Genomic DNA, 26,121 nt, shown 5'->3' with positions numbered 1-26,121 from the left:
CGATTTGGCAATAAAAGTGAAGCCGCGGGGGTTTTGGATCGCATGAAGAAGCGGAGAACATTATACGGACTTTTAGCCTGCATCAGTATTCTATTTATCCTTTACGCCTTGGTGGCCAATTTTATTATCGATCCCGGTGCCAAGGCATTTTTAAGCCATAAAATCAGCTTGAAGCGTGAGCTTAATCTTCCGGTTTGGATAAACGTTATGCACATTCATGTTGCGTTTGCCTGCATCGCCATGGCGGCGGGTTTGCTAAATTTTTCCATTCGGATCTTTGAAAAGAACCGCAAGTTCCACCGTATAAACGGCTACGTTTATTTAGTGTCCGTCCTTCTTGTCGTCATTACTTCCGGATACATGGCGCCTTACGCTACTGGAGGAAAAATAAGCAGTATGGGGTTCAACGTTCTTAATATTATATGGCTGCTTATCACCATTATGGCACTCGCACAAATCAAAAAGAAACGCATCATCCGGCACCGGAACTGGATGATCCGAAGCTACGCCTTTTGTTTTACGAACATGTCAATTCATCTCATCACCTCCCTTTTTTATCAGGGATTTGGTCTCACTTACGCTACCAGCTATACAATTGGCGTTTACTGCTCTATTGTGCTGCTGCTGGTCATCCCTAACATCATAATCAGAAATATCGATCGATCCAGAGAGGCAGTGGTTACCCCTTAAATGAGGTGGCCTCACTCACCTCCGCAAGATTTGAGTAGTGTACTGATTTTATTAAGAACTCCAAAAAATCGCTAAGACGAACGGATTTCATTCCGTTTTATACCTTGAGCTAAACGAAAGGAATAGGTATAAGGATGAAAAAAATACTGGGATTGCTCATGTCTTTTGCACTGGTTCTAAGTCTAGTTACTTCTGCAGCAAGTGCGAAAACAAAAGAGAATAATGATACATTCAAAGACAAAAGTACGCATGTTCAAATCGTATTATTCGATGGTTTCGATCTGCTGGACGCATTAGCACCATACGAAGTATTCGCTGCTGCGGGAATGTACTCAAAAGGAGCAGTTACTGTAGAATTGGTTTCCGCAGAAGGCAAGCGTTCTGTCCCAAGCGGTCTGAATGGGCCCGCTCTCGAAGCGCAAGCTGCATTAGATCCAAAGCGTCCGGGAATTATTTTGGTGCCTGGAGCTTCGGGCAAGCCAGCGGGAAATTCGGAAGATGCCATTCCGAATATTTTAAAGCAGGCCATGAAGACAGGCTTGCCGGAGATGTTGAAACAAGCTTTTAACAATAAGGAAGTCACTGTGGCTACAGTATGCGGAGGTACATTGCTGCCTGCTATGGAAGGTTTGTTGAAAGATAGACATGCGGTTACCAATGATATTGGCATGGCTGCGTTAGGAGCTCTCGGTGCAATTCCGATTGAAGCAAGAGTCGTTGAAGATGGTCCTCGTTTCGTAAGCGGGGGAGGCGTGACTTCGGGTCTTGATGTAGCCTTGTATTTGGTCGATCGTGAGTTAGGGCCCCAAATCGCGAATGCTGTAGAAAAGTTATTCGAGTACGAGAAAAGAGGCACGGTGTGGCGAGCGGAAGGCATCGCGCCGAACGACTTTAATACGAATCCAAAAGTTTCTGAAGAAAAGCAACCATCTGCTAATCAATGAGCACTGCCGAAAAGTAAAATGCCGATCCGATAAAAGCAACAGCGGCGGACTAGGATGCAAAAGGCCTAGCCTGGCCGCTGTTGCTGGCACGATCACCGGCAAAAAGTATGCAGCTGGCAGGTAAAACGCTGCAGGAGCTCAGTGCAAACATTGTTGGCAGCCTGATTTGTGGAAAAAACTCTCTTTCTGCATGCCAAGTCATCCGAATGTTTAATAAACAGCCAGGAACGGTATTGTTGAATATGGCCCAAACCTGATATTGAACCCGTCTGGGAAGAGTTCGCATTGACAGGGAGTTCATCTTATTCCGATCACCGAACGGCTTTTGAAGGGAGGCATTCGAGTATGAGTATCGATACGGTACTGTGGAGCAAGTTGGTAACAGGGATGACTCTGGGGTTCCACGCTATTTTTGCAACGCTTGGCGTTGGAGTACCGCTTATGATTGCGATTGCAGAGTTTATCGGCATCCGCAAGAAAAATCCCCATTACATACTGATGGCGAAGAGGTGGTCGCGAGGGTTCGTCATTTCGGTTGCGGTAGGAGTCGTGACCGGCACGGCAATTTCGTTGCAACTGGCCTTGGTTTGGCCCCATTTCATGAAGCTGGCCGGGAATGTCATCGCGCTTCCGTTATTTATGGAGGTGTTCGCGTTCTTTTTTGAAGCCATCTTCCTGGGCATATATCTGTATACATGGGAACGGTTCAAGAACCCGTACATTCATTGGCTGTTGACGATTCCGGTTGTGACCGGGGCGGGGATGTCCGCGGTTTTCATTACGACGGTGAATGGATTCATGAATCAGCCCGCGGGTTTTGCGATGGAAGCAGGACAATTCACCGCGGTCGACCCCGTGCAAGCGATGCTGAATACGGCGACGTTCTCCAAGGTGTTTCATGTATTAAGCTCGGCCTATATGACGGGGGCTGCCCTGCTCTCTGGAATTGCAGCCTTTACGATGCTTAAAAAGGGTGTGTCCGCATACCACAAAAAAGCCTTAAAGCTGATGATGGCCGTCGTTCTGCTGTTCGGATTGCTCAACACGTTAGCCGGGGATGTATCCGCCAAGTTTCTTGCCGAGCATCAGCCGGAGAAGCTGGCCGCCGCGGAATGGCATTTCGAGACTGAAAGCGGTGCGGATTTGGTTCTGTTAGGATGGCTCAATGCTGAGCATGAAATCATAGGGGCGCTTCATCTGCCGAAATTTCTCAGCTTCCTGGCTTTTGGAGACTTTAATGCGAAAGTGACGGGCCTGGAAGAATTCCCGACGGATGAACGTCCGCCGCTTCTTGTCCATTATTTGTTTGACTTGATGGCAGGAATCGGATTCATGTTATTGGCAATTTCGCTGCTCTATTTTTTATTTGTATTCTGGAAAAAGCGCAACGAGCTCAACAAGTGGATGCTTCGTGTGATTGCGCTTGGCGCGCCGCTCGCTTTTCTGGGGGTTGAGCTGGGCTGGTTCTATGCTGAGATAGGACGGCAGCCGTGGATCATCCGAGGTTATATGCGCGTAGAAGAAGCAGCTACGACATCGCCAAGCGTGAAAATTCTTTTTTTCCTCTTCCTGCTTCTGTACATCGTACTCGGAATCGTGTGTGTTCTGGTGCTGAGGCGACTGTTCAACAATAATCCGGCCGAAGCCGAGATGGAGAAATGGGTGAAGCCGGCCCGCAACGAGACAGCGGAAAAAGGGGGGCATGCATGATGAGTTACGAGTTAATCGGGATCTCGGTGCTCTGGCTGTTTTTGTACGGTTATTTAATCGTCGCCTCCATTGATTTCGGAGCGGGCTTTTTTGCCTTTTACGCACGCCTGACGAAGCAGGATCGCTTGATTAATCGCCTGATATCGCGTTATTTATCGCCTGTCTGGGAGATCACGAACGTTTTTTTCGTCTTTTTCTACATTGGCATCATCGGCTTTTTTCCTGATTCCGCCTATTATTATGGTTCCGCGCTGCTTGTTCCCGGAAGCATTGCCGTCATACTGATTGCCATTCGCGGGTCCTTTTATGCTTTTGAAAACTACGGTTCCAAAAATAACATCGTGTATCTGTTTTTATACGGGGCTACCGGCTTACTCATTCCGGCTTCCTTGTCGGTCGCGCTCACGCTCTCCGAGGGCGGATTTATAACAAAACAGGGAGGGACGGTTGCACTCGATTACTGGGCCTTGTTTACAAGCCCGTTATCATGGTGCATCGTGGGACTGGCCATCGTGTCGGTCCTGTTCATCAGCGGATCGTTTTTGACATTCTACGCTTCCCGTGCAGAAGACCATGCTGCCTTGAAACTGATGCGAAGCTATGCCCTGTTCTGGAGCACGCCAACGATTATTGCTGCATTGACTGCGTTTATTTACCTCAGCCAGCACAATGAGCGGCATTTTCAAAACATGATGGATTTAGGGTGGCTTCTGGCGATGTCGGTCGGGTTCTTCATGATCGCCATCTGGCTGTTGTACAGCGGCCGCCGTTACGGATTAGCTTTCATATGCGTCATGCTTCAATTTTTCTGTGCCTTTTTTGCGTACGGGATCGGGCAATATCCTTATATTCTGGATCCTTACATCACGATTCAGAGCAGCGCCACATCGCCGTCGATGGGCATCGCACTCGTTGTTGCGTTTATCGGCGGTCTGTGTCTGCTGATCCCATCCCTTATTCTGGTCTTCCGACTGTTCCTATTTGATGCTGATTACGTGAAGGGGAAAAAATAGCCTGATCCGCTATTGCGGAGGAAGCAGGTTCCCTGCGGCCATTGATATTAAAGGAGGTGAGTTTGCTTGAAAGGGAACAAGAGCCTGATTTCTCAAGAAATGACCGCGCAAAGAAAACATCTCGTTCTCTTTGCGGTCATCTCGCTTGCCCTAGGTGCAGCCATGGTGAGTCAAGCCGCACTGCTTGCCAAAGCGGTCCAACGGGTTTTTGTGCAAGGCGACTCCTTGTCGTCGGTTGTTGGCCTACTGTGCTTGTTGCTGGCTCTGATGGCTATTCGAACGCTGCTGGCGTACAGAAACGGAAAAGTCGGCTTGCGGATGGCTGCAACCGCCAAGACGAATATGCGGGCAGCCTTACTTCATAATTTAATCCATGCCTCCATACCTTCAACGATACGCGGCCAAACGGGAGAAAAGGTGAGCATTGCACTGGATGCCGTGGATGAGGCTGACAGTTATTTCAGCCAATATATGCCTCGCATGATGGAGGCCGCCGTCATTACGGTTCTGATTTTGATTGTGACGTTTACCCAGCATGCGAATTCCGGCTTCATTATGCTGTTTACAGCTCCGTTTATCCCCTTATTCATGGTCCTGGTGGGAATGAAAACGAAAAACAAAGCGGAGGAGAAATATGCTCAGCTGGCACAATTTTCCGGTACGTTCCTGGATTCTCTTCAAGGGATGGTTACGCTGAAAATCTTTGGGCAGGCTCGTCGCCAGCAAGCGGAAATTGAAAGGAGCAGCCTGGGCTACCGGGATGCAACGATGGGCATTTTGCGGATTGCATTTACGAATACATTCATGCTGGAAACCATCGTGATGCTGAGCATCGGTATTGTCGCTCTGGAGCTTGCCATTCAGCTGCTCGTTTTCAAATCCCTTGCTTTTCACACCGCGTTTTTCATCCTGCTGCTGGTTCCCGAATTTTTCAGCGTGTTGAAAAATACAGGAACCGCGTTTCACAGCGGTCGCACAAGCATGGGGGCAATCAAGAAGGTTGAACAGTTGCTTGCGGATACGGAAGGAGAATATATGTCTCCGAAGGACCAGAAAGGAGCAGGGACATCTGACGGTACCGTTGAGACCAGCAAGACGGGACCGGCCCATGCCGCCGTCATTTCGATGCCGCCATCCATCCGGCTGGACCATGTCCGGTTTCAGTATGCACCGGATTCATTCGGGCTTGAAACGCCGTCCATATCGCTAGGGCAAGGAGAGAATATCGCTATTGTCGGCAAAAGCGGTTCAGGTAAAACAACGCTGCTTCATCTGCTTGCCGGACTGCTAAAACCGTCTTCAGGCGAAGTGCTGGTGAACGAAATCCCGCTTTCGCAATACGATGAGGCTGCATGGTTTGCACGCGTAAGCTATATTACGCAGCACCCGTATATTTTTGCAGGCACTCTTTCCGAAAATATAGCCATCGGTGCTGGTCGGCGCGTCACCAGGGCTGAGGTGGAGAAGGCCACGGAGGAAGCCGGTCTTGCCGGGGTTGCCCCCCAATTGGAGCAAGGTTATGATACTTTGGTCGGCGAAGGGGGAAGGGGATTGTCCGGAGGCGAGCGGCAAAGGCTTGCCTTGGCACGCGCTTTTTTGAAGCAACCCGATCTCATTTTGTTTGACGAACCAACCGTTGGGTTGGATTTGCATACGGAACGCATTTTGCAGCGATCCATCGCAACACTGGCAAAATCGGCGACGATGATTACCGTGGCACACCGGTTGTATACGATACAACATGCCGACAATATTCTGTTTATGGACCATGGAAGGTTAGTGGATTCAGGACGGCATGACGAGCTTTTGGAGCGTCAGCCCCAGTACGCCCAGATGGTCGATGTGCAACGGAAAGGGGGATTGGCATGAATGAGCTGACACTTCTGACCAAAGCGATGATTCAGGAGCGAAAGGATATTATCCTTTCGATTTTAGGCGGATTTATCGCCGGCATCGCCGGCGTATTCCTTTTTTCCGCAAGCGGTTACCTGATCTCCCAGACCGTATTTGCGCCGCCGCTTTATACGTTGATTGTGCTGACGTCGCTGGTCAAAATGCTCGGTCTGGTCCGCGCGGCAAGCCGCTACGGAGAACGCTTGTATTCCCACCGCGCTACGTTTTCCGTGCTCAGCCGTTTGCGCACATCCTTTTTTGGCCGGTTAATTCCTTTAGCGCCTGGTATATTGAACAAAAAACGGAGCGGGGACCTGCTTGCGCGGATCGTAGGGGACGTGGAGAGCCTGCAGCATTATTTCCTGCGCGTCGTTTACCCTCCGATTGTGGTGGTTATCGTCTTTTTGGCTACTGTATTGTTTACATCCTCATTTTCGTTCTGGATTGCCGGCCTGTTTGTACTGGGGATGCTTGTTGCGGCTTTGATAGTCCCTGGCATTGTTTTGATTGGCCAGCGGAAGATACAAGGTCTTGTTCGCCAGGAAAGAGCTGCGCTTTCCACGGAAGTGGCGGAAGTACTGTATGGGTTCCGCGATCTTAAAGTGTACGGGCAATTAAAAAAACGAGAAAAGCAACTTGAACATGCTTCGGCAGCTTTGGCAGCCAGGCAGCAACGGGCGGCTGGTCATTTGCTGCTTGGGCAAACGATGCACGCTTTCGTTACATTTTTCATTTCCTGGGGCGTGCTGGCGAGTGGCGCCTATCTCATCAGGGACGGGCAGCTTGCCGGGGTGTTTCTTGCCATGTTGGTGATGACTTCGCTAACGGTGTTTGAAGAAGCTGCGGCCATGGCCACGTTGCCCGCTTATAAACAGGATAGCGAATATGCTGCCAAGCGGCTCGCGGAAACGGTGCCGACCTCCGATGTGCAGCCTTCGCATCCAAGCGGTGTACTGTCAGCGGAGCATGGCGTTTCCATTGAACTATCCGGCGTTTCGTTCCAATACGAAGATGAGTGGCGGCCAGCGCTTAAAGATGTTTCACTTCGGATCTCGCCAGGTTCCAAAACGGCGATCGTCGGGCCGAGCGGATCGGGAAAATCAACCATGATTGAACTGTTGCTAAAGCTGCGCGCACCATCGGAGGGCGACATTCGTTTGAACGGAAGATCGGCGAAGGAAGTGGATGAGACGAGCATTTGGCAAACGGCTAACGTCGTTTTGCAGCAAAACCATTTCTTCCGGGGAACGATCCGGGAGAACCTGCTGTTGGATGGAGGTGAGTACACCGACGCTGAATTATACGCCATGCTGGCAAAAGTGCAGTTAACGAATATGTCGTTGGACGATGCGGTGTACGAGAAAGGAGAAAATTTGTCGGACGGCGAGAAACAGAGACTAGCCCTAGCACGGGCGATGTTGCACAAAGGACGGCTCTGGCTGTTGGACGAACCAACTTCTTCACTGGATTACGTGACGGAGCAACGCGTTATGAAACATCTCTACGAACAGGCGACCGGAGATACGCTTCTCCTGATTTGCCATCGGCTGATCGGATTGGAAGGGATGGACCAGATCGTGGTCATGGACGATGGAATGGTGATTGAAAAGGGTTCCTATGCGGATCTGATGGAGCAAAAAGGCTATTTTTTCAAGATGAAACAGATCGAGCGGCAAATGGTTGGAGAAGCTGGGGAACAAAAAAGGATGCCCTAATTATCTTAGGAGCATGTATTATCAGGCCAAAGATCTCTCTGTTCGAGCTGAATGAAATGGTCTGTGGTATTTGTACTTTTCTAAGCTGAACACGTGTTGGATATCCAATGCCTCTCCGCAGCGGGAATCGTTTTGTCGCGCTTGATGGCTTCCAAAATGTTGCACATGCTGACGGACGGTTGTCCGTTGTTTGATACCGAAGAATAGGATTTTTTGCATCCAAATTGAACATGGGAAAGCAGAAGTAAGAAATACCTTTGCCTTCCCATATAAGAGTAATTTTTCTCATAAAGCCTAAATCAAATAGACGTTTTAAAATAACGGTCAAGGTCGAATCGACGAATTGCAAGAAGAAACTCTATGGTTAAGTGTTGTTTACAGTCCTCATCAATTAATCCATGCTGTTTAAGTCAATTTCATAATTCATTTTTGTCCAAATGCAGCGACTGACCCAATTTTTTCATAACACTTTTTTTGAAAAGTTACGCAGCGTCCTTTGCTTCAATAATGCTTTTGTTCAGGCGGTCTAAAGCGAGTTTGAATAAAGTGTACGTTAAACAACTCAAATCCAGATCGACAAAAGCCTGTTTTTTTAACTTCCGGCTGGAACCCTACTCCATGTATAGCTTCAAATAGGCAAAAACCCGTTCAATCGCTGTCCGCTTCTTGAACAGTTGCGCAAACTTTTCACTCCCACGTCCGGGTGCAGTGTACTTGCGTCACATCTTCTTCGATGCGAAATTTATAAACCTTTTGACAGCCGTCCGCTTGAAACGGACAGGATGTGCATTCCTTCGGCATTGTTAACTTAATCGTGTCCCGCTTGGCGTCGTGACTATCGTAGACGTACGCATGACCTAGCTTGCAAGTCGGACGAAAGTGCTTATCCACACCTTTGGGTAGCTCGTAGCGATGGATAAGCGGGATGATCGGAAACGTACCGACATTCCGGATTTGGCGGTAAACCGGCTCGCTGTCATACCCCTTGTCGGCAAGCGCGTAGTTCGGTTCGAGGTGCGGAAACCGTTCTTTCATGTATTTCAGAAGAACAATTGCTGGACGCTGGTCGCTAACATGGGCGGAGCAGGCCACTCCGGCTGGGATGTATTGGCTTTGGCTATCGACCAAGAGCTTCACTTTGTAGCCATACCAAAATTTAGCTCGCCTTACTCCGCGCGGGTCTCCCTTTGCACCTGTACTTGCATGCTGCGGCATGTCGGCGACGAGTTCCAGGGGTGAGTGAGCAGAATAAGTAATAATTGGTCTGACAAAGGTTCATGGCGTTAAACGTCACGGGCCTTTTTCTTTTTTCGCCGATGATCCTTAATGACTCCTCATAATCCCAGTATCAAAAAGTATCCTACCTTACAAAAATGATCGGATCATACAAAAAAGTGCGTACTATTCAAGCGTAGAGGAACTTGATAACCTAACATACAGAACGATCGATCCAGATTTCGTTGAGCGGTACGGTCGTTAAAAAAATCATAGGTGAGGTGCGAAGGTATGCAGGAATATCAACTTACTTTGAAAGATAAGCGAATCGTATGGGGGAAGGCTATCAATATTGAACCTCTCATTGGCAAGTATCCTAACGACTCCATCAGGCTGGGTACGAACGGGGCCTTGGATTGGAATTTGCCTGCCGGTGTATATCGGGCAAAAGAGGTCGTTATGGAGCTCGATAAGCTGCTTGAGGCGATTCTGGTTAAGCTAGGCGAACCGGTAAACGGCGATCCGACGGTGTTGTTGGACAGTCTTCAGGCCAATTTGGCGATTTCTGGACACCAGTCATCACTTCCACTTGGTTCATTGGCTTTAGAAGATAAGGCTGGCGCCGAGCTTACGGCTCAGGCGGTGCGCATTGGCGAACAATTGGTAAGCTGGGCACGGGAGATTAATTCCGAGAAGAGGGCGCTCGCACGATATGGCTCGAAAGCGCTTGGTAAGCTGGATTTTAGAAGCCACTGTTATGGTCATTCATTGATCCCGGAAGCTATTGCAATGGTTTGGGGACCATTGGGCGGCCCAAGGATCATGCAGCCTTATAATGAATACCTGCACCAATTTGTTTTGCTGCGGGATGCTTTGCTTCCGTTCTCTAATTGGGAGGAAGTTCCGATTGAAGTCAAGGAATATACGGAGTTTAAAGGACTGCGTTTTCTGGAGCCGGCCCGGGAAATCTTTTTAACGCAATTGCTCGGGAAGAAGTTGACTCACAGATCGATTGTCCAATATGCGCAAAGTGTCGTCAGCTCCGGTCTGACTGCCGCCGGTTACGGTTTCCAATATCGTCTGGGAACTGTCTTGCCGGCGGGTTTGGGAGAGTCGGCCCGGACGGCGGCGCCTTATCTGTTGAAGTGGCATCCAGTACAAACGATAGCTACAGATGAAACGCAAGATTTGATCGAGGTCTCCTTCGATTATGAATATGAAGATTATTATGCAGCGCCGCGTAACGAGGCGGGAGTAGGTAAACCAGGGAACAAAGAAACGCTTCCTGTTTCGGGAGAGCATTACGATGAACCATCCATCGCCCGGTTGCTGCCAAATGCCGGTACCGACCGATCGATCCTGCGGTTCAGCCTGGAAATGGAAGGCCGCGAGTTTACGGTAGATCTCGGTCAGCTTTTTAGGGGACATCGGTTTTTATATCGTCCATATGGAAACGACAATGCCGATGCCGCAGTTGCGAAGCGAGACTCCCTCAGCTGGCACCTTGCGGCAGACATTCTCTCGCATTCCGGATTGGTGACGAATACAGATGGTATTCATTTCATTCCAACCGGCGGAAATGAACTTGTGTTATGGGCGTTGCTAGGCAAACTGTATCCTGAAAATGTGGTTTTATTGGACAAAGGGGATAAGGAGGAACTGGAGGCGGCTTATGTTTCCGGCAAGGGGTTCGGAACGCAATTTTTAGTGCTGTAAGTCTTTAAACCAAACGAGATTCACAGTCCATCTGGATAGGAGAGGAAGGATATATATTGACTAGACAACACAAGCTTCTGACTTTGAATTTATTTTTATTGACTTTTGTCCTGGGAACCAGTGAATTTGTGATGGTCGGATTATTATCCGAAGTGGCCGCGGATATGAAGATCGCCATATCGGCCGCAGGCTCCCTTGTGACGGCTTTTGCTCTGTCTTTTGCCATAGGTACTCCGGTTTTCACGGCGTTATTCAGTCGATTTTCTAAGTACCCGCTCATCCTTGCTTTGATCGGCGTATTTATTGTTGGGAATATGGTCACGGCTATATCTGGATCGTATAGTTTGCTTTTGGTGTCCAGAGTGATCACGGCTGTGGTTACCGGCGTTTTGATTGCACTCGCAATGGCGGTGGCCAGTGAAACGATGCCTATCGATAAAAGAGGGCCGGTCATCTCCATCATCTTTACGGGTTTCACCGTGGCCAGCGTCCTTGGCGTCCCCCTTGGCACTTTCATCGGGCAATGGGGCGGGTGGCATATGTCTTATTGGTTTACCACGCTATTGGGGATCGTTTCACTAATAGCAAGCTTTGCAACCATTCCCAGGGGACTGAAGGGGGCGCGGAGTTCACTCAAAAAACAACTCAGATTATTCGCCTATCCCAGAATTGTGCTTGCTTTTTTTATTCCTGCGTTAAGCATTGCAGCAACTTATAGCGTCTATACTTATTTAGCCCCTTTGCTCCAGGACGTGCTTTTTGTGCCGGCGCGGTATATTAGCCTCATCTTTTTACTTTATGGTATCGTGTCCATCTTTAGCACGTTAATCGGGGGGAAGCTGGCTGCCGGTGGCGGGATGAGAAAAATTCGCTATGTATTCCTGGCTCAGGCCGTCATTCTCGCCTCACTTTATGTATCTTCCGGCTCGCTTGCCGGGGGACTCGTCAGCATCTCATTTATGGCTCTCGTTGTTTACCTTATGAACTCGACGATGCAATTGTACTTCATGGATTGGGCCGATCGGCATGTTCCCGAGGCCAGAGACTTGGCGTCGTCCTTAACCTCCGTATCCGTCAATGTCGGGATTGCGATGGGATCCGCTTTGGGAGGGTTTGTCACGACGAACATGGAGCTCATTGATCTTTCATGGTCCGGGGGAATTGTGGCTGTTTTGGCAGCCGTGCTGGCTTTGATCAACTATCGTTTTGATCGGGTAGCTCGCCGCGCATCTAAAGAGGAGAATGGGCTGCGTGGCCAATACAAAGGAAGCTTGTGATCACGGAATATAAGGTTAAGAGGTACCCCCCTTGGGTACCTCTTAAAGTTTCAATGTTTGAAGCGACTCCTTAGGCATGCTTTTGGTTGGTGTACGATACTTCATCGGGATAACTCTCGATATAGGTGGTGCCAAAATCGCATAACATCGTAAGCATGGGAGCCAATTTTTCGCCCAGCTCGGATAAGCCATATTCCACTTTTGGGGGCGAAACCGGATAAACCTTGCGAATAATGAGTCCGTCGCTTTCCAGCATTCTTAGCTGCATCGTAAGCATGCGTTGGGTCGCGTTGGGAAGCAGTCGCTGCAGCTGATTAAATCGTACCGGGCCTTTGGTCAATTGGTTTAATATCGATATTTTCCATTTGCCGCTGACTAAGCCTAGTACAATTTCCGAGGTACAGCGATATGTTTTGTCTCTAAAGGTTATCATCTGTCGACACATCCCTTACAGAAGGATTGAGCAAAAACCATGAGTTTTCCAGTTAAGCCGAATTGAATTGAAGACCAATCATTCCATATATTAAGTTTAACCCAGCTACCTTGTCAAGTACTTCCGGATCGATTAGTATAGAATTAATAAAGGGAGGTCATCTTATGCCACGAACGGGACGTCCACGCTCATTTAATCGTGACGAGGCGGTGGCTGCCGCCATGCTGTTGTTCTGGGAATACGGCTTTGAATCCACTTCACTGGCCCAGCTGCGGGCGGCGATGGGGGATATTTCGGCGGCGAGTTTTTACGCGGCGTTTGAATCCAAGGAAGCGCTGTTCCGCGAAGCGGTGGATCGATATATATCTACTTATGGACATATTTCGGAATCTTTTAGGGATACAAGCTTGACATCGAAAGCAGCAATGGAACTGGGATTGCGGCAATCGGCGCGGATGCAGACGGAGAACTCCCATCCTTTAGGTTGTCTGTTGGTTTTGTCCGCCGTAAACTGTTCGCCCGAGCAACAACATATCCAAGACCTGCTGTTCAAGGAACGAGAGAGGGTCCGGAATTGGATAAAAGAATGCATAGAACGAGCCGTAGCTAACGGTGAGTTCCCCGAATCCACGGATATCTCCATGATGGTTATGTTATTTGAAACATTTCTACGAGGAATTTCCATGCAAGCCCGGGACGGTGTTCCATACGAGGCCATTGATGCTGCCATAACTCAACTGATGAGCGTTTGGGATGCATTATCTGTTGAGTCGGGCATTCGGGGGATCGATTGAGCAAAAAGGTTATACTTAATGGCGCGGTAACGTGGTCAAGATTTGTTGTCGTTATTCATGGCACAAAGCAGGTTGCCAAAAAGATAATGAAAGTGGATATCGGTGAATGCTAAGATACCATCGATTACAATACTGCTTTTGAAATGGTGGCAAAACGTTATGCAAGTAGACATTCTCAATCTCCTGAACTTCAAAGTCGGTCATATTGCTGAAAACGAACATGACTTTCAAATCAAGGTGGAGACGAACTCTCCACCTTCTCACTGTCTTCATTGTGGGTGTGTAGCGAATTTCTGCAAACACGATAATCGAGAGTAGTTATGTACGGACTTGCCCATTCACGGAAAGCGTGTAGGGCTTATCGTAAAGCGTCAGAGGTATCGATGCAGAGACTGCAAACATACCTTTTGAAGAAACGATACGGTTTAAAACATTCAGGATTCTTTTGATCCTAATATGCCCATTATATATATTGGAGGAAGAACCCTTGGTGCTTGCAATTCAGAGCAGACAAAATCCGGCTGACGGATGTGTTTGCACAGCTTGTAATCAGCTTCTTGGAAGGCAGCGTGTAAGAATTTAGCAGTACAAAATTCGCTCATATATTCTTTAGATAAGTGCCGATAGACTTTTATAAAGGAATGTATCCATGGGGTAATTGGTATGCCAATCGTCAAGAGAACCTCCGTAAGCAGGAAACGACTTAAATGGAGAGTATTACTTTAATCTCGACGAAGTAAGAGTTCAAGTTACGGTTTGATTTACGAGGCAAATCCGTTAGTTTTGTATTTCAAAGAGGGAAATGTCATGAATTTAAAGCTCCGTTAAATCGATGCAAAACATTGCCCTTACACAATTGATTGCGGACACTTGCATCTTATACAAAATAAAGTTATCATGGATTCATGAAGTCTTTTATTTTCGATGGAGGAGTACTATGAAATATTCGCAAGCAACCGATTATGCGCTTCACGTGATGTTCTATTTGGTGGCAACAGCGCCGGACAATCCGGTAAGCGTGCAACAGCTGGCCGAGAAACTAGGCGTTTCCCAAACATATCTGTCTAAAATGCTGACCAAGCTAGTTAAGGCTGGACTCATCCAGTCTATGTCCGGCGCGAACGGAGGATACCGGCTTCGACGCAATTGGGAAGACATCTCGTTCCTGGACGTTATTCACGCAATAGAAGGAACCGCTTCGCTGTTTGAGTGCGGCCTTGATCACGGCAGCGAATGTTTGATTCAACAAGTCGTCACCGAAGCAGAACACCAAATGGAGCAGTATCTGAAAAACAAAAAAATTCATGAACTGGCCGGGCAATTCAAGGGAATGGATTAATCGACCGGTTTTTTCGACTATTTATAGATATTATATAACTATAATATCGGTTAAACATGCCATAATCGGTGGAGGCCAGCGGAACTCAATGCTGTCCCGAGCAATTCCTTATAGCTTCCCCGTCGCGCATAGACAAAATTCCCCACGGAAATCGAAAGTGGCCTGTGAAGGAGGTGAGTAGGATGGGAGGGCAACAATATAGCACTGCCACGGATAGTTCCAGACGTTGGAATAAGTGAAAACTGAGCCTTAAACTTCAACAGATGAACAGTTGAAATATTGTGTGCAATTAAAGATATTGTAAACCCTTAATATTTTTAAAATGAAAGGATGAGCAAGATGGCGATTCAACACGCAAAAGATTCTACTTTTAAAGAGATGGTGCAAACCGAAGGTATAACAGTAGTGAATTTTTGGGCTTCTTGGTGTGGTCCGTGCAAAATGTTTGCACCTATTTTAGAGGAGTTTGAAAGGGAAGCAAATGGTTCCATTAAAGTGGTTAAAGTTAATGTAGACGAAAATCCGGTAACCTCTTCACAATTTCAGATAATGAGCATACCGACAACCATTATATTCAAAGATGGAAAGCCCCTATATAAAGAAATGGGCATATTGCCGAAAGGTGCTCTGCAGCAGCTTGTTGCCTCCCAATAAATCAACACACAAAAACCGACAGGTATTGCTGTAGCAAGTATAGCATCTGCTTTCTCCAAAAAAAAAGTGCGGCAAGTGAATGGTCTTGAAAAACGCTAGGAGGCTCATATGTATAAAACAATCGTCATTGGAACAGGTCCTGCGGGACTGACCGCTGCCATTTATTTGGCACGGGCTAACTTAAATCCTTTGGTGATCGAAGGTCCCGAACCGGGTGGCCAATTGACCACTACAACGGAAATCGAAAATTTTCCGGGCTTTCCAGAGGGAATAATGGGGCCTGAACTGATGGACAATATGCGCATGCAGGCGAAACGCTTTGGCGCTGAATTTCGTACAGGACGAGTCGACAGTATAGACCTGAGGAAACGACCTTTCACGCTGTCAGTCGAAGGTACAGGTAATTTAGAAACGGAAACAGTGATCATTTCTACTGGTGCTTCCGCAAGGCTGCTTGGCATTACGAACGAGAAGGAAAACATCGGACGGGGCGTAAGTACATGCGCGACCTGTGATGGCTTTTTTTTCCGCGGCAAGAAGATTATCGTTGTGGGCGGCGGGGATTCAGCTATGGAGGAAGCGCATTTCTTAACTAAATTTGCAACAGAAGTTCGCCTAGTGCATCGTCGGGACAAGCTACGCGCTTCGAAAATTATGCAAGAACGCGTACGCGGCAATGAAAAGATACTATGGAGCCTTAATCGCACTCCATTAGAGGTTATTGCAGGTGAAAGAGGCGTTACGGGCTTAAAGGTGAAAAATAATGAGAGCGGTCAGGAAGAGATTTTCGAAACTGACGCTATTTTTGAAGCGATTGGCCATACGCCGAATACAGGTTTAACTTAAGGGTCAAATTGATACCGATGAGTATGGCTACATTATTGTGAAGCCGGGATCTTCTGGGACGAATATTCCGGGTGTCTTTGCTTGCGGCGATGTTCAGGATCACAAATATCGTCAAGCGATTACAGCGGCGGGTAGTGGATGTATGGCTGCGTTAGATTGTGAGAAATTCCTCAATGAACATATCACTTTTACTAGGTAACATATTAAGGGGGAGATCCTTTTGAGTTATGATTGTGCCATTATCGGCGGAGGCCCGGCAGGACTAAATGCGGCACTGGTACTTGGACGGGCCAGGCGCAGTGTTGCGTTATTCGATAACAGCCAGCCCCGAAATGCGGTTACACATGCCTCGCATGGATTTATTACAAGAGACGGTGTGACACCAGCCGAATTCAGGCGTATTGCATATGAGGAGGTTCTAGGGTATCCCTCCGTAGAACTTTTACCTTGGGAAGTAACCGAGATTCACCGAACCGACAACAGGTTCGTCGTCGTTACGTCAACCGGAAGACAGATTGAAGCACGCAAATTGCTGATCACCACGGGACTTCGGGAGGTCTTTCCGGATATTCCCGGTTTGCGTGAATGTTATGGAACAAGTTTGTTCAATTGTCCCTACTGCGATGGTTGGGAGCTTCGAGATCAGCCGCTAATTGTTGTTTCCGAGAACTCTGGAGTGTTTCATATGGCCAAGTTGCTTTATACCTGGAGTAAAGATCTTGTGATTTGCACGAATGGGCATGCTGTTCTGGACGCCGATCAAAAACATCTGTTGAGATCCAGAAACATCGAAGTGGTTGAACAAGCAATAGCGATGTTTATCGGCGATGAGGGAAAATTGCGTCAGGTGGAATTTGCGGATGGCACGCGGATCGAGAGAACAGGAGGATTCGTTACACCGGAATGGAAACCGAAGGCGTCTTTTCAGGGATCACTCGGTTATGAGGTGAATGAGTTTGGCGGTATCGCCACGAATGAGTGGGGCAAAAGCACGGTTCCAGGAGTATATGCTGCCGGGGATGCTGCTTACGTAATGCCCTCTCAGTTGATTTATGCTGCAGCAGACGGAAGCAAAGCGGCAATTGGCATCAACATGGAACTGACAGAAGAAGATTTCGTTTAACGCTAAGTGGACATGTCCTTCTCTTTGGGAAAAAGTTTCTTAGAGAGAAGGGCATTTTTTCAAAAGTGACAATTGTAATGATTACATATTACAAAAAGGGATGAGGATTTTGACGAACGTTTTTTTTAATGATGCCGTTTGGGAAAAGGCTTGGAAGAATGATCCAGATACAGCAGTTAGCAAAATGATAAAAAACGGAATTGATCCAGCACACACTTTTGACCATAGGGCAAAGTCATTTAACGAGCAGGCGTTTAACGAAGAAGGCAGGCGAAGAACAAAACGGATAATGAATTGGCTGGAAGGACAGGGTGTGACATTTAAAGATACCTCCATCTTAGACATTGGAGCAGCCTCGGGCGGATTTACAGTGCCGTTTGCGGAGAGAGGGGCCAGTGTTACTTCTGTGGAGCCTAGCCTTCCATTAGTTGAGCTACTGAAAGAAAATATAACGGGATTAAAGAACGGGAATGTAGAGATTGTGGCTGAGCCTTTCGAAGGCATTGATATTCAAGCAAAGGGGTGGGAGAAAGCCTTTGATTTTGTATTTGTCTCCATGTGCCCGGTAATTGTCGATTGGGAGAGTGTGGAGAAGGTACTGAGCTGCGCACGACAGTTTTGCTATATCAGCTTGTCTGTCGGCTCCAGGGAGCACAGTCTTGTAAAAGAGATTTGGCCTCTGGTCACTGATCAGCCCATGAAAACGGAACATTTGGAGATGGCTTATTTGCTCCATTTGCTGTATCTCAAAGGGTATTCCTATGAGTCGCTCGTAACCCGGGAAATGAAAACCACGGAGGTATCTAGAGAAACGGCGCTCCAGGAGGTTATGGAATGGCTGAGAATTTTCGGTTTGCCTGCGGATGACCAGAACAGGAAAACCGTAGCCGATTATTTGGAGCGGACTTATCCGACCGACAAGGTGGTCATCCGGCAGGGTGGGCGTTTTGGCAAGGTGCTTATTCGATTGAAGGAAGAGAACATGTACACCAGACAAAGTCTGTTGAATGGCGAGGCCATCTCGACGGGAAACGATAGTTGAAAATTGTAAATGGTAGAGCCCTCTTTCTCTACGAGTTCCCTTATTAACGCTAGTTCTATTTCGATAGCAACATGGCTCACATTAATCGACCGAGTGGCTCTACCACACCGAAATATTAAAAATGTACTCTAGGCGGCTCACAAATCGACTTATTGGTATTCGCGGTTTCGGTTTTGGGGTTTGATCGCTCTTGAGCCGTTACAAGGCTAAATTGCGACACAAATCTGAAGTCACTGTCACATAGCGTATTCGCCCAAAGGGGCAATATAATTACAAGGGTTTCACGCTTTTTCCAGCATGAAGAACCTCAAAACAATCCGAATCACTCCATGCAAAAACTTGACTAACTTAATTTCGGGAGTTGTCGTAGATATCATATATCTCTAATGGTCTTTAATATTTTTTATCAATTACGGATATAAAGTAACCATAAACACTTCGTTAAAGGGGTGAATACGTTGATGTATGATTGTGCGATTTTCGGCGTCGGCTAGGCAGGACTCAATGCGGCATTGGTACCGTTGCGCTGTTTGACAATAAACACCCCAGGAATGAGTTTAGGTATGCTTCCCACGGATACCTCATCAGAGATGGGATAGAACCGGCTGAGTTTAGGCGTATTGCCTAAAAGGCACTGAAATACTCGTCGGTCCAGCACTGGCAGGCTACGGATATTCGCAAAAGAGAAACCGGATTTGAATATACGACGAAGGCCTCCGAGCTTATGCAAGCTCGGAAATTGATTCTGGCTCCGGATTGGAGGAGATTATCCCGGACATAGAGGGACTACACAACTTTTATGAAAAAGTCTGTTAAATTGTCCTTTTTACGACGGATGGGAATTGAGGGATCAGCCTCTTATCGTTGTTTCGGAGGGCCCGAAGGTTTTTCATAAGTTAAGACTTCTCTACAACTGGAACAAGGATTTGGTTGTAAGCAGAACGGTCATGTCCCATTGACCCTTGAACAAAAAAGATCGGCTGGCGTCAAAAGAAATTCGAGTGATTGACCCCCCCCGTTGCAGCATTCTATGGCCGGGACGGCTTGTTGGAACGGGTACAATTTAAGGATAGTACCCATGTGGACCGAAGCGGAGGACTCATTACGCCTAAATTGGTGTCCAAAGCCGTGTTTGTCAAGGAGTTGGGATGTAACACCACGGAACACGGGGGAGGGGGGATAACTGCGGACGCATTGGGTAGAAGTACCGTTTCGGGACTGTATGTGGCAGGAGATGCAGCATATTTGGGTCCTTCCCAATTGTTTTATGCCGCAGCCTCTGGCAGTAAAGTGGCGGTGGCTGTCCTTATGGATCTGACGGAAGAGGATTTTTCCTGGGTAGGAATCCTTTTGGTGAGAGGAGGTAAGCAGAATTGTGTGCCCAATTAGGAACGCATAGGTTTCATGTAACACTTGGCGTTCTGCTGCTGTTGGCCAAGCATGTAGGAACGTTGAGTAGCTCGGAAACGGCCAAAAATCTACATGTACATGCCGCTTATTTGAGAAAAATCATTTCCGGGTTGCTGAAGCTTGGGCTCGTTGAAGCTAAGGAGGGCCGCGACGGGGTCTATAAACTTAAACTTCCGGCATCACATATCTCACTGGCAGATGTCTATGAAGCAGTGAGAAACGAGAAGAAAAGTAAGAAGAAAAGTAAAAACGAGATGGATAACGGATGGTTTAGTCTTGAACAAGTTAAAACAGAGATCGATAGGTGTACAATCACATGCCTAAAGAAATACAGGATCTCCGATGTCATGATCGGTTGTTGCACAAAATGAGTATCAATTGATGAATTGAAGGATGAATACGAATGACGATATACCATGCGAAGGATTCCTCATTTACACCAGAGGTACGGAGATTGCAGTGCGGTGCGGAATTGCTCCAGACTGCAATCCGGTATGCAAAGCGGTATTATAGGGCTTGTTATCCGGAAACCGATTTTATTCAAAAGTCAGAAGACTAAATCAAAAATTAGTATGTTGACAAGTGATTGTATAAAATATATCATAGATCTATGAAGTCTATTATTGTTTTTTAAAACTTTTTTCTGTAATTTATCTAGGGGGAGGATCGAAAAAAGCATTTGACATCAGCTTGTCAGCATAAATTTTTTAGCTATATAATAGATATAAAATATCTGTAATATCTATAAAATATGAAAGGATGATCATAATCTTGGCAATTCAACACGCAACAGATTCTACATTTCAGGGGCTGCTTCAGATAGAAGGAGTGGCCGTAGTAAATTTTTGGGCAGCTTGGTGCGGGCCATGCAAAATGTTTGCTCCCGTCTTGGAGGAATTTGAAAGGGAAGCCAATGACTCGATTCGAGTGATTAAAGTGAATGTAGACGAGAATCCGATTACGTCTGACAAATTTCAGATCATGAGCATACCGACGACCATTATATTCAAAGACGGCAAGCTAATTTATAAAGAACCGGGTATTTTGCCGAAAAGTGTTCTAGCTCAGCTAACGGCCTCCGAATGGAACGGAAAGTGGTGGGTCTCGCTATGAAAAGAAAACCCGTAATCATTGTAGCCTCACTTGTCGTCGCGAATTTTTTGGCGCAATTCATGCAAACCATGCTGAACACGGCTTTGCCGCAAATAATGTTGGACCTTGGAATCCCGGTCAATCGGGCACAATGGCTGATCACCGTCTATCTTCTGGTCTCTGGAATTGTTATCCCAGTGACGGGGTTCCTGATCGGAAAATACTCGACGAGAACCCTGTTTTTCGCTTCCGCTGGGGCGTTTACGACAGGGACGCTGATTGCAGGCTTCTCTGCCGACTTTGCATTAATCCTGAGCGGACGAATTATTCAGGGTATTGGCGCCGGATTGCTGGTACCGGTGTTCCTGAATACGATTATCCTGGTGTTCCCAAAGGAAAAACTCGGGGCAGCGATGGGGCTGGCCAGTCTCATTGTGGGACTCGCCCCTGCACTGGGTCCGACGATTTCCGGCTTCGTGATTCAAAATCATTCCTGGAGAAACTTATTCTACGGGGTTGCGCCCATTGCGATCGTGAACCTGTTTGTTGCTTATTATTGTTTGGAAAACGTTGGGGATACGCACAAAGCGAAATTGGACTGGAGATCTATTCTCTATTCGAGTTTAGGCTTCGGCAGCCTGTTGTATGGATTTAGCATCCTTGGCGATCAGGGAAGGGGTATTTTGCTTGTCGTGACCATCCTTATCGTCGGATTCGTCATGTCATTTCTGTTTGTGAAGCGCCAATTCAAACTGGCTGTCCCTTTGCTTGATTTCAAAGTATTTCGTTACCCGAGATTTACTTATGCATCGATTATAGGCGTAGTCCTATTCATTGTAATGGCCGGGGTAGAACTGCTACTCCCCATATATGTGCAAAATGTCAGAGGGCTAATGCCTAGAGAATCGGGGCTAATGCTACTTCCAGGTGCATTGCTTATGGGGGTGTCTGGAGTGGTTTCGGGTAAAATCTACGACCGCTTCGGCGGTCGCTATTTGATTCGGATCGGCTTCTTCGGGATTGCCGCCGTAACGGCCCTATTAACGATGGCGCTATCGATTCATGCTTCCTATGGTCTGTTGATAGGATTATATGCGTTGCTTATGACCGGGGTCGGTTTTATGATGACCCCAATTACTGCTTTTGCCATGGCGAGCTTGCCGAGTTCGATGATGAAATACGCTTCGCCGATGACGACGGCCATACGCACATTGGGCATGTCGATGGGCGGGGCTCTGCTCATCACCATAGTGACAATTACCGCAGATTATAGCTCAGTATCTTTTCCGTTCAATATGCATGGAGGAATTCAAGCCGCGTTTTGGTCATTAGCCTTCGTTGCTACGAGTGGTTTTTTTCTTACTTTCTTTGTTCCGTATGGCAAAGGTTCAGCGGAAGCGCAAGTCATGGAGAGCCGCCAGATGTCATAAATAAAGGAAGAATCCGGCAGAGGAAATTTGACATAACCCAATGCAAAAAGTTATTATGGGCACATAAAGTCCATGATTGAGGTGAACATCACGCTATGAAATTTTCAAAAGCGACAAACTATGCTCTTCACACCATGCTCTTTCTTGCCGCATTCCCGCCGAACAAACTTATCGGCGTACAGCAATTGGCGGAGAGGCAAGAGGTTTCTCCAACGTATTTATCCAAAATCCTTACCAAGCTGGTCAAGGCGGGAATGATTGAATCCACTTCAGGGGCCAATGGCGGATATCGTCTAAAACGGAATTGGGAAGAAATCTCGTTTCTTGACGTTATTCATGCCATTGAAGGATCCGCCTCCTTATTCGAATGCGAAATGAAACATGGATCAGAGTGTTTAATTCAGAAGGTGATGGTATCGGGGGAAGAGAAAATGGAGGACTTTTTAAAAAACCAAAAATTGTCGGAGCTTGCTAAGAAAATGACGGTTGTTCTGTGAAGAACAACTGTTTTTTCAGAGTTGTTATGGATATAAAAAGTCTTTAAAATCCTGAAATGGAGACTGATCATGAAGAACGATATATTTATTGAAGCCGTTTGGAAAAAAGCATGGAAAGAAGAAATGTAAATGGCAGGTGAACAAGATAGCTCTGCATCAGATTGATGCCATTTTCAAGGTTGTAAAACAACTCGGCTGACAATGTACTGGGCCACATCCCATTAACTTCAGAACCATCCGCTAAAGTCGTTTCATGAAATATAAAATCGTGGTTTCGCTAGGCATTCTCTTTGTAGGTCTCAGCCTTTCGGTAACATCGTTAATCCAGTTCTTTTACACTTTGTCGTTTGCTTTCAAGTCCTATGATCCCCATCCTAAACGAAGCAAAACGATCTGAGCTTGAGATAAAGTATAGTACATTCCAAGCTGAGGAATGATACGTTCAAATGCCGTTATCGTTTTGGCAATGGCTATAACCGTCTCGGAAGCACCTACCGCTGAAATTCCGTGTGTAGGAACGCTTTAAAATGAGAATCAAGGAACATAAGTGTAAGTTTAGAGAGAAAAATATGCCCGTTATTCAACAGGTGGATCAGGTAAGGGCTACTCTGAATTGCCTGCTACGTACATGACTCTATAGCAGATCAAGCTCGCCATAGTTCGTTCTATTTGCTTAGGTTGGCGATCCTTTGGAGAAACGTTGCTCCTTCGAAGAGGGGGATGGATTCAGTACCTCATGATTTTAAGTTTCTCGGAAGAGACTTCATAAAAATATCCCTCCGATTTTTAGAGACCCGAAGTTATCGGATCTTTAGAACTAGAGGGATATTTTTTTTGCGAAGTCTGCTTATTGCAGTTGCCTTTTTACCGCTAGTTTCCCATTTACCTAGTGAGAGGCAGAGAAAGGAGATGTTATAATGGGCTCAGAACTTAGGACTTGCGAAGCGGTTGAAAAAGGATTCAGCATTTATGTTAAGCATTGTTTACGACATGCCAGCAGGGACTATTTCAAGAAGCTTTATCGGGATTCCTTTCATGCAATACCGTTTGATGCAGTTGCTTTTGAGACAAACAACAACGCCCTTGACATCTGGACAAGCACGACAGTGACGATAGAGGATCTCACAGTGCTCTCACAAGCCATCAAGACACTGAGTTCTTCGGAAAAAAAGGTGCTATACCTCAAATTTTTTCAAGACAAAACAGATAAGGAAATCGCACAATTTATTGGCGTCACGAGACAAGCTATCTCCAAATCTAAAACGAACGTATTAGTGAAGCTTAAAAGTCATCTGGAGATATATTCATAAGTTCGAGATTCGCATTCGCGCCCCTCCTCCTCATTGAATGATAACGAACATTCAAAAAAGGAGGATAAGCCAATGCGCGAAGTATTTTATTTAATTCAACTGGCTCAGAAGGGTGACAGACAAGCTGAGGTTGAGCTGATTCAACGATATGAGCCACTAATCAACAAGTATTCGCGACAAGATGGGAGACTCAACGAAGATTGCAAGCAACAATTGATTCTGGAATTCATTTTAGCTGTTCGTCGTTTCGATCTCAATCGGTATTAACATTAATATAAATCGCCCTTCAATTGGCCTGGTATGCTAAATGAAGGGCGATTTAACTACACTAGGTTGACGAATCGTTTGGGCTTTTTTCAGTTTTCAGCTTTTATGATGTTTTTACCTGAAGGATTTGCTTATATATTCCTTAAGTATTTGTTGATGCACTTGATTGTTCACATTAGAGTCAAAAAGATCATGGGAGCTATCCCCAAAGATAATGTTCTGGTCCGTCATTTTGCGCAAATAAGGTTTTAAATTCTCAGGAACAAACATTCCTACTGCATGGACAGGCAAGTGTTTACAACGCTCCAAAGCCCTATAAAATATAGGCAGTTCATAAGGCATAACCGAGCCGCAGACTAGACGCACATCTGCATGAGAAAATAATTCTTGCAGCTTCGGATCGCCAAGAACACCGCAATCAATCACGATAAAGTTGTAATCCTGATTGAATTCTTGGGTTAAGTAAAAATCTGCATTCCCCATCACATAGGCATTCCCGGATTTTTCCGGGTCAAACAGATGGATAATATGAGCCAAATGCTTGCTAGTGTTGGCTTCTACATAACAAGCGGTCCCACCGTGCTCCTGAATCCAAAAAACCAGGTTCATCGCAGTTGTGGTAACACCTGTTCGACGATCACTTCCTGCAATGGCAATTCGGATGTTCTTACAAGCAAATTGATACTTTTCTTTATTGGCCTGCAGGGAGGGGACAAATTGTTCCATCTCCGGCGAGGGAATGGACGGAATAAACCGCTGCATGCCTTGCTCAGAAAAACATTCCTTGATTTCTTCTAGCATCGATTCAATGCTCGTCGCTGTTACAATGTTCGTGACATCGGCCTGGATTAGTTGATGAAGAAAGGGGCTGCCCTCCGGCAGCCCCTCCGCAATGACAACGATACGGATCTCATACATGGTCTGGAACGATAATAACGCTTGAATCACTTGTTCATCCGATTCCAGCACCGCATTCCGATCAATCACGAAGAATCTAACATGGCTAAAATGCCGCATATCCTTAACCACAAATGGGAGGAGCGAGAACTGGCCGACCAGCTTTTTGATAGGCAGTTCCTTTTCCATTTCAACTTTATCCAATAGATTGACATTTGCATTGCTGGTCAAATACAGAATCATGGGTCATCCTTCTTTCATCAGCAATAGGATCGTGCTGATAATTACAGTGGTGATAGAAAGGAAACGTTCAATGAGCTGCTTCTTTCGACGTAAACTTCTTATGTTTTAAAGCTCATTATCTTCACTTTCATCGATCTGCATATCCATAACGTTGTATTCTTCATCTGTAATACCGTAGTCCATCAAACAATTCCAGTCCGGTTTTGGTGCCTCATACCCCAATAAGTCCGATGGATTTGTTAGGAAAGTAAGCTCAGGGGCTTTAACATCCTCCAACTGCATGGGATTCAAAGCAGGCAGTAAATGATGAATAAGATATTGCTGATCATAACAGGTATCGACAAAGCCATAACGTGCAGTTAAAAAGGGGAAGTCATGTAGCGTGTCGATACTGATAAATGGGGCCTCTCGATACTGTGTCAAAAAAGATGCAATGTTCTGAGCATTAGCTGTTATACAAAGCGCCACGTTTTGTTCTTGTCCTTGAGCTGTGGCGATTAGATACTTTTGGTTCATTGATTTTGTCACCTCCAATCCGCAATAGAAGGCGAATATCGGCCGCGAATTTAGG

At 46.5% G+C, this 26,121-nt stretch carries 22 protein-coding genes and 3 pseudogenes; 21 read left to right on the top strand and 4 right to left on the bottom strand.

The window, feature by feature from the left end; all coding sequences use genetic code 11:
- The first annotated feature begins 42 nt into the window (after positions 1-42).
- From FRY98_RS03765 to cydC, 6 genes are all read left to right on the top strand, one after another.
- Positions 43-690, top strand: a complete 648-nt coding sequence (locus FRY98_RS03765; protein WP_148450392.1) for a DUF2306 domain-containing protein — start codon at positions 43-45, stop codon at positions 688-690.
- A 134-nt stretch (positions 691-824) separates the two neighbouring features.
- Positions 825-1,634, top strand: coding sequence for a DJ-1/PfpI family protein (locus FRY98_RS03760; RefSeq protein WP_148450391.1), 810 nt, complete (start codon positions 825-827; stop codon positions 1,632-1,634).
- 345 nt (positions 1,635-1,979) lie between these two features.
- The gene (locus FRY98_RS03755) at positions 1,980-3,344 is read left to right on the top strand and encodes a cytochrome ubiquinol oxidase subunit I (protein WP_148450390.1); all 1,365 of its coding nucleotides are present in this window, start codon (positions 1,980-1,982) and stop codon (positions 3,342-3,344) included.
- Positions 3,341-4,357: a cytochrome d ubiquinol oxidase subunit II gene (locus tag FRY98_RS03750; protein ID WP_148450389.1), complete on the top strand. Its 1,017-nt coding sequence runs from the start codon at positions 3,341-3,343 to the stop codon at positions 4,355-4,357. The genes FRY98_RS03755 and FRY98_RS03750 overlap by 4 nt, the downstream gene beginning before the upstream one ends.
- 99 nt (positions 4,358-4,456) lie before the next feature.
- A complete protein-coding gene (gene cydD, locus FRY98_RS03745; RefSeq protein WP_148451173.1) occupies positions 4,457-6,226 on the top strand; it encodes a thiol reductant ABC exporter subunit CydD in 1,770 nt (589 codons plus the stop codon).
- Positions 6,223-7,965: a thiol reductant ABC exporter subunit CydC gene (gene cydC / locus FRY98_RS03740; RefSeq protein ID WP_148450388.1), complete on the top strand. Its 1,743-nt coding sequence runs from the start codon at positions 6,223-6,225 to the stop codon at positions 7,963-7,965. The genes cydD and cydC overlap by 4 nt, the downstream gene beginning before the upstream one ends.
- A gap of 482 nt (positions 7,966-8,447) precedes the next feature.
- Here cydC and FRY98_RS03730 read toward each other — a convergent pair.
- Positions 8,448-9,195, bottom strand: a pseudogene (locus tag FRY98_RS03730) (transposase); the annotation flags it as partial.
- 276 nt (positions 9,196-9,471) lie between these two features.
- Here FRY98_RS03730 and FRY98_RS03725 point away from each other — a divergent pair.
- Together FRY98_RS03725 and FRY98_RS03720 are read left to right on the top strand one after the other, a co-directional pair.
- Positions 9,472-10,896, top strand: coding sequence for a hypothetical protein (locus FRY98_RS03725; RefSeq protein ID WP_148450387.1), 1,425 nt, complete (start codon positions 9,472-9,474; stop codon positions 10,894-10,896).
- A 56-nt stretch (positions 10,897-10,952) separates the two neighbouring features.
- On the top strand, positions 10,953-12,173 hold the full coding sequence (locus FRY98_RS03720) for an MFS transporter (protein WP_148450386.1): 1,221 nt from the start codon (positions 10,953-10,955) through the stop codon (positions 12,171-12,173).
- Positions 12,174-12,243: 70 nt separating this feature from the next.
- Here the strand turns inward: FRY98_RS03720 and FRY98_RS03715 are convergent, their stop codons facing one another.
- Positions 12,244-12,606 carry a winged helix-turn-helix transcriptional regulator gene (locus FRY98_RS03715; protein ID WP_148450385.1) on the bottom strand — a complete coding sequence of 121 codons (363 nt, stop codon included), beginning with the start codon at positions 12,604-12,606 and terminating at the stop codon, positions 12,244-12,246.
- Between the two features lie 164 nt (positions 12,607-12,770).
- Between FRY98_RS03715 and FRY98_RS03710 the strand changes: the two genes are divergently transcribed.
- The 13 genes and pseudogenes from FRY98_RS03710 (at position 12,771) to FRY98_RS03645 (ending at position 24,410) form a co-directional block, all read left to right on the top strand.
- Positions 12,771-13,400, top strand: coding sequence for a TetR/AcrR family transcriptional regulator (locus FRY98_RS03710; protein WP_148450384.1), 630 nt, complete (start codon positions 12,771-12,773; stop codon positions 13,398-13,400).
- Between the two features lie 159 nt (positions 13,401-13,559).
- Positions 13,560-13,808: pseudogene (locus FRY98_RS29415) on the top strand (transposase family protein); the annotation flags it as partial.
- 529 nt (positions 13,809-14,337) lie between these two features.
- Entirely contained in the window at positions 14,338-14,739 is a 402-nt protein-coding gene (locus tag FRY98_RS03700; RefSeq protein ID WP_148450383.1) for an RrF2 family transcriptional regulator, read from the top strand.
- 339 nt (positions 14,740-15,078) lie between these two features.
- Positions 15,079-15,393 (top strand): thioredoxin, encoded by a 315-nt coding sequence (gene trxA, locus FRY98_RS03695; protein ID WP_148450382.1) that lies wholly within the window; start codon positions 15,079-15,081, stop codon positions 15,391-15,393.
- A gap of 108 nt (positions 15,394-15,501) precedes the next feature.
- Positions 15,502-16,438, top strand: a pseudogene (gene trxB, locus FRY98_RS03690) (thioredoxin-disulfide reductase).
- A 21-nt stretch (positions 16,439-16,459) separates the two neighbouring features.
- Positions 16,460-17,362, top strand: coding sequence for an NAD(P)/FAD-dependent oxidoreductase (locus FRY98_RS03685; protein ID WP_148450381.1), 903 nt, complete (start codon positions 16,460-16,462; stop codon positions 17,360-17,362).
- Between the two features lie 109 nt (positions 17,363-17,471).
- On the top strand, positions 17,472-18,404 hold the full coding sequence (locus FRY98_RS03680; protein WP_148450380.1) for a class I SAM-dependent methyltransferase: 933 nt from the start codon (positions 17,472-17,474) through the stop codon (positions 18,402-18,404).
- 1,373 nt (positions 18,405-19,777) lie between these two features.
- Entirely contained in the window at positions 19,778-20,185 is a 408-nt protein-coding gene (locus FRY98_RS03670) for an Rrf2 family transcriptional regulator (RefSeq protein WP_148450379.1), read from the top strand.
- 400 nt (positions 20,186-20,585) lie between these two features.
- The gene (trxA, locus tag FRY98_RS03665) at positions 20,586-20,927 is read left to right on the top strand and encodes a thioredoxin (protein ID WP_148450378.1); all 342 of its coding nucleotides are present in this window, start codon (positions 20,586-20,588) and stop codon (positions 20,925-20,927) included.
- Positions 20,924-22,336, top strand: a complete 1,413-nt coding sequence (locus tag FRY98_RS03660; protein WP_148450377.1) for a DHA2 family efflux MFS transporter permease subunit — start codon at positions 20,924-20,926, stop codon at positions 22,334-22,336. The genes trxA (FRY98_RS03665) and FRY98_RS03660 overlap by 4 nt, the downstream gene beginning before the upstream one ends.
- 95 nt (positions 22,337-22,431) lie before the next feature.
- Positions 22,432-22,833 carry an Rrf2 family transcriptional regulator gene (locus tag FRY98_RS03655; protein WP_148450376.1) on the top strand — a complete coding sequence of 134 codons (402 nt, stop codon included), beginning with the start codon at positions 22,432-22,434 and terminating at the stop codon, positions 22,831-22,833.
- 917 nt (positions 22,834-23,750) lie between these two features.
- The gene (locus FRY98_RS03650) at positions 23,751-24,143 is read left to right on the top strand and encodes a sigma-70 family RNA polymerase sigma factor (RefSeq protein ID WP_148450375.1); all 393 of its coding nucleotides are present in this window, start codon (positions 23,751-23,753) and stop codon (positions 24,141-24,143) included.
- A 72-nt stretch (positions 24,144-24,215) separates the two neighbouring features.
- The gene (locus FRY98_RS03645) at positions 24,216-24,410 is read left to right on the top strand and encodes a helix-turn-helix domain-containing protein (protein WP_148450374.1); all 195 of its coding nucleotides are present in this window, start codon (positions 24,216-24,218) and stop codon (positions 24,408-24,410) included.
- 114 nt (positions 24,411-24,524) lie between these two features.
- On the opposite strand, the gene FRY98_RS28845 is transcribed toward FRY98_RS03645, so the two are convergent.
- On the bottom strand, positions 24,525-25,550 hold the full coding sequence (locus FRY98_RS28845) for a hypothetical protein (RefSeq protein ID WP_249043324.1): 1,026 nt from the start codon (positions 25,548-25,550) through the stop codon (positions 24,525-24,527).
- Between the two features lie 105 nt (positions 25,551-25,655).
- Positions 25,656-26,066 (bottom strand): hypothetical protein, encoded by a 411-nt coding sequence (locus FRY98_RS03635; RefSeq protein ID WP_148450373.1) that lies wholly within the window; start codon positions 26,064-26,066, stop codon positions 25,656-25,658.
- Positions 26,067-26,121 lie beyond the last annotated feature (55 nt).

Source organism: Paenibacillus faecis, from assembly GCF_008084145.1.
In the GTDB taxonomy this organism is placed as follows: Bacteria; Bacillota; Bacilli; order Paenibacillales; family Paenibacillaceae; genus Fontibacillus; species Fontibacillus faecis.
Note: the sequence above shows the minus strand (reverse complement) of the source record. Positions and strands in the feature narration are given on the sequence as shown.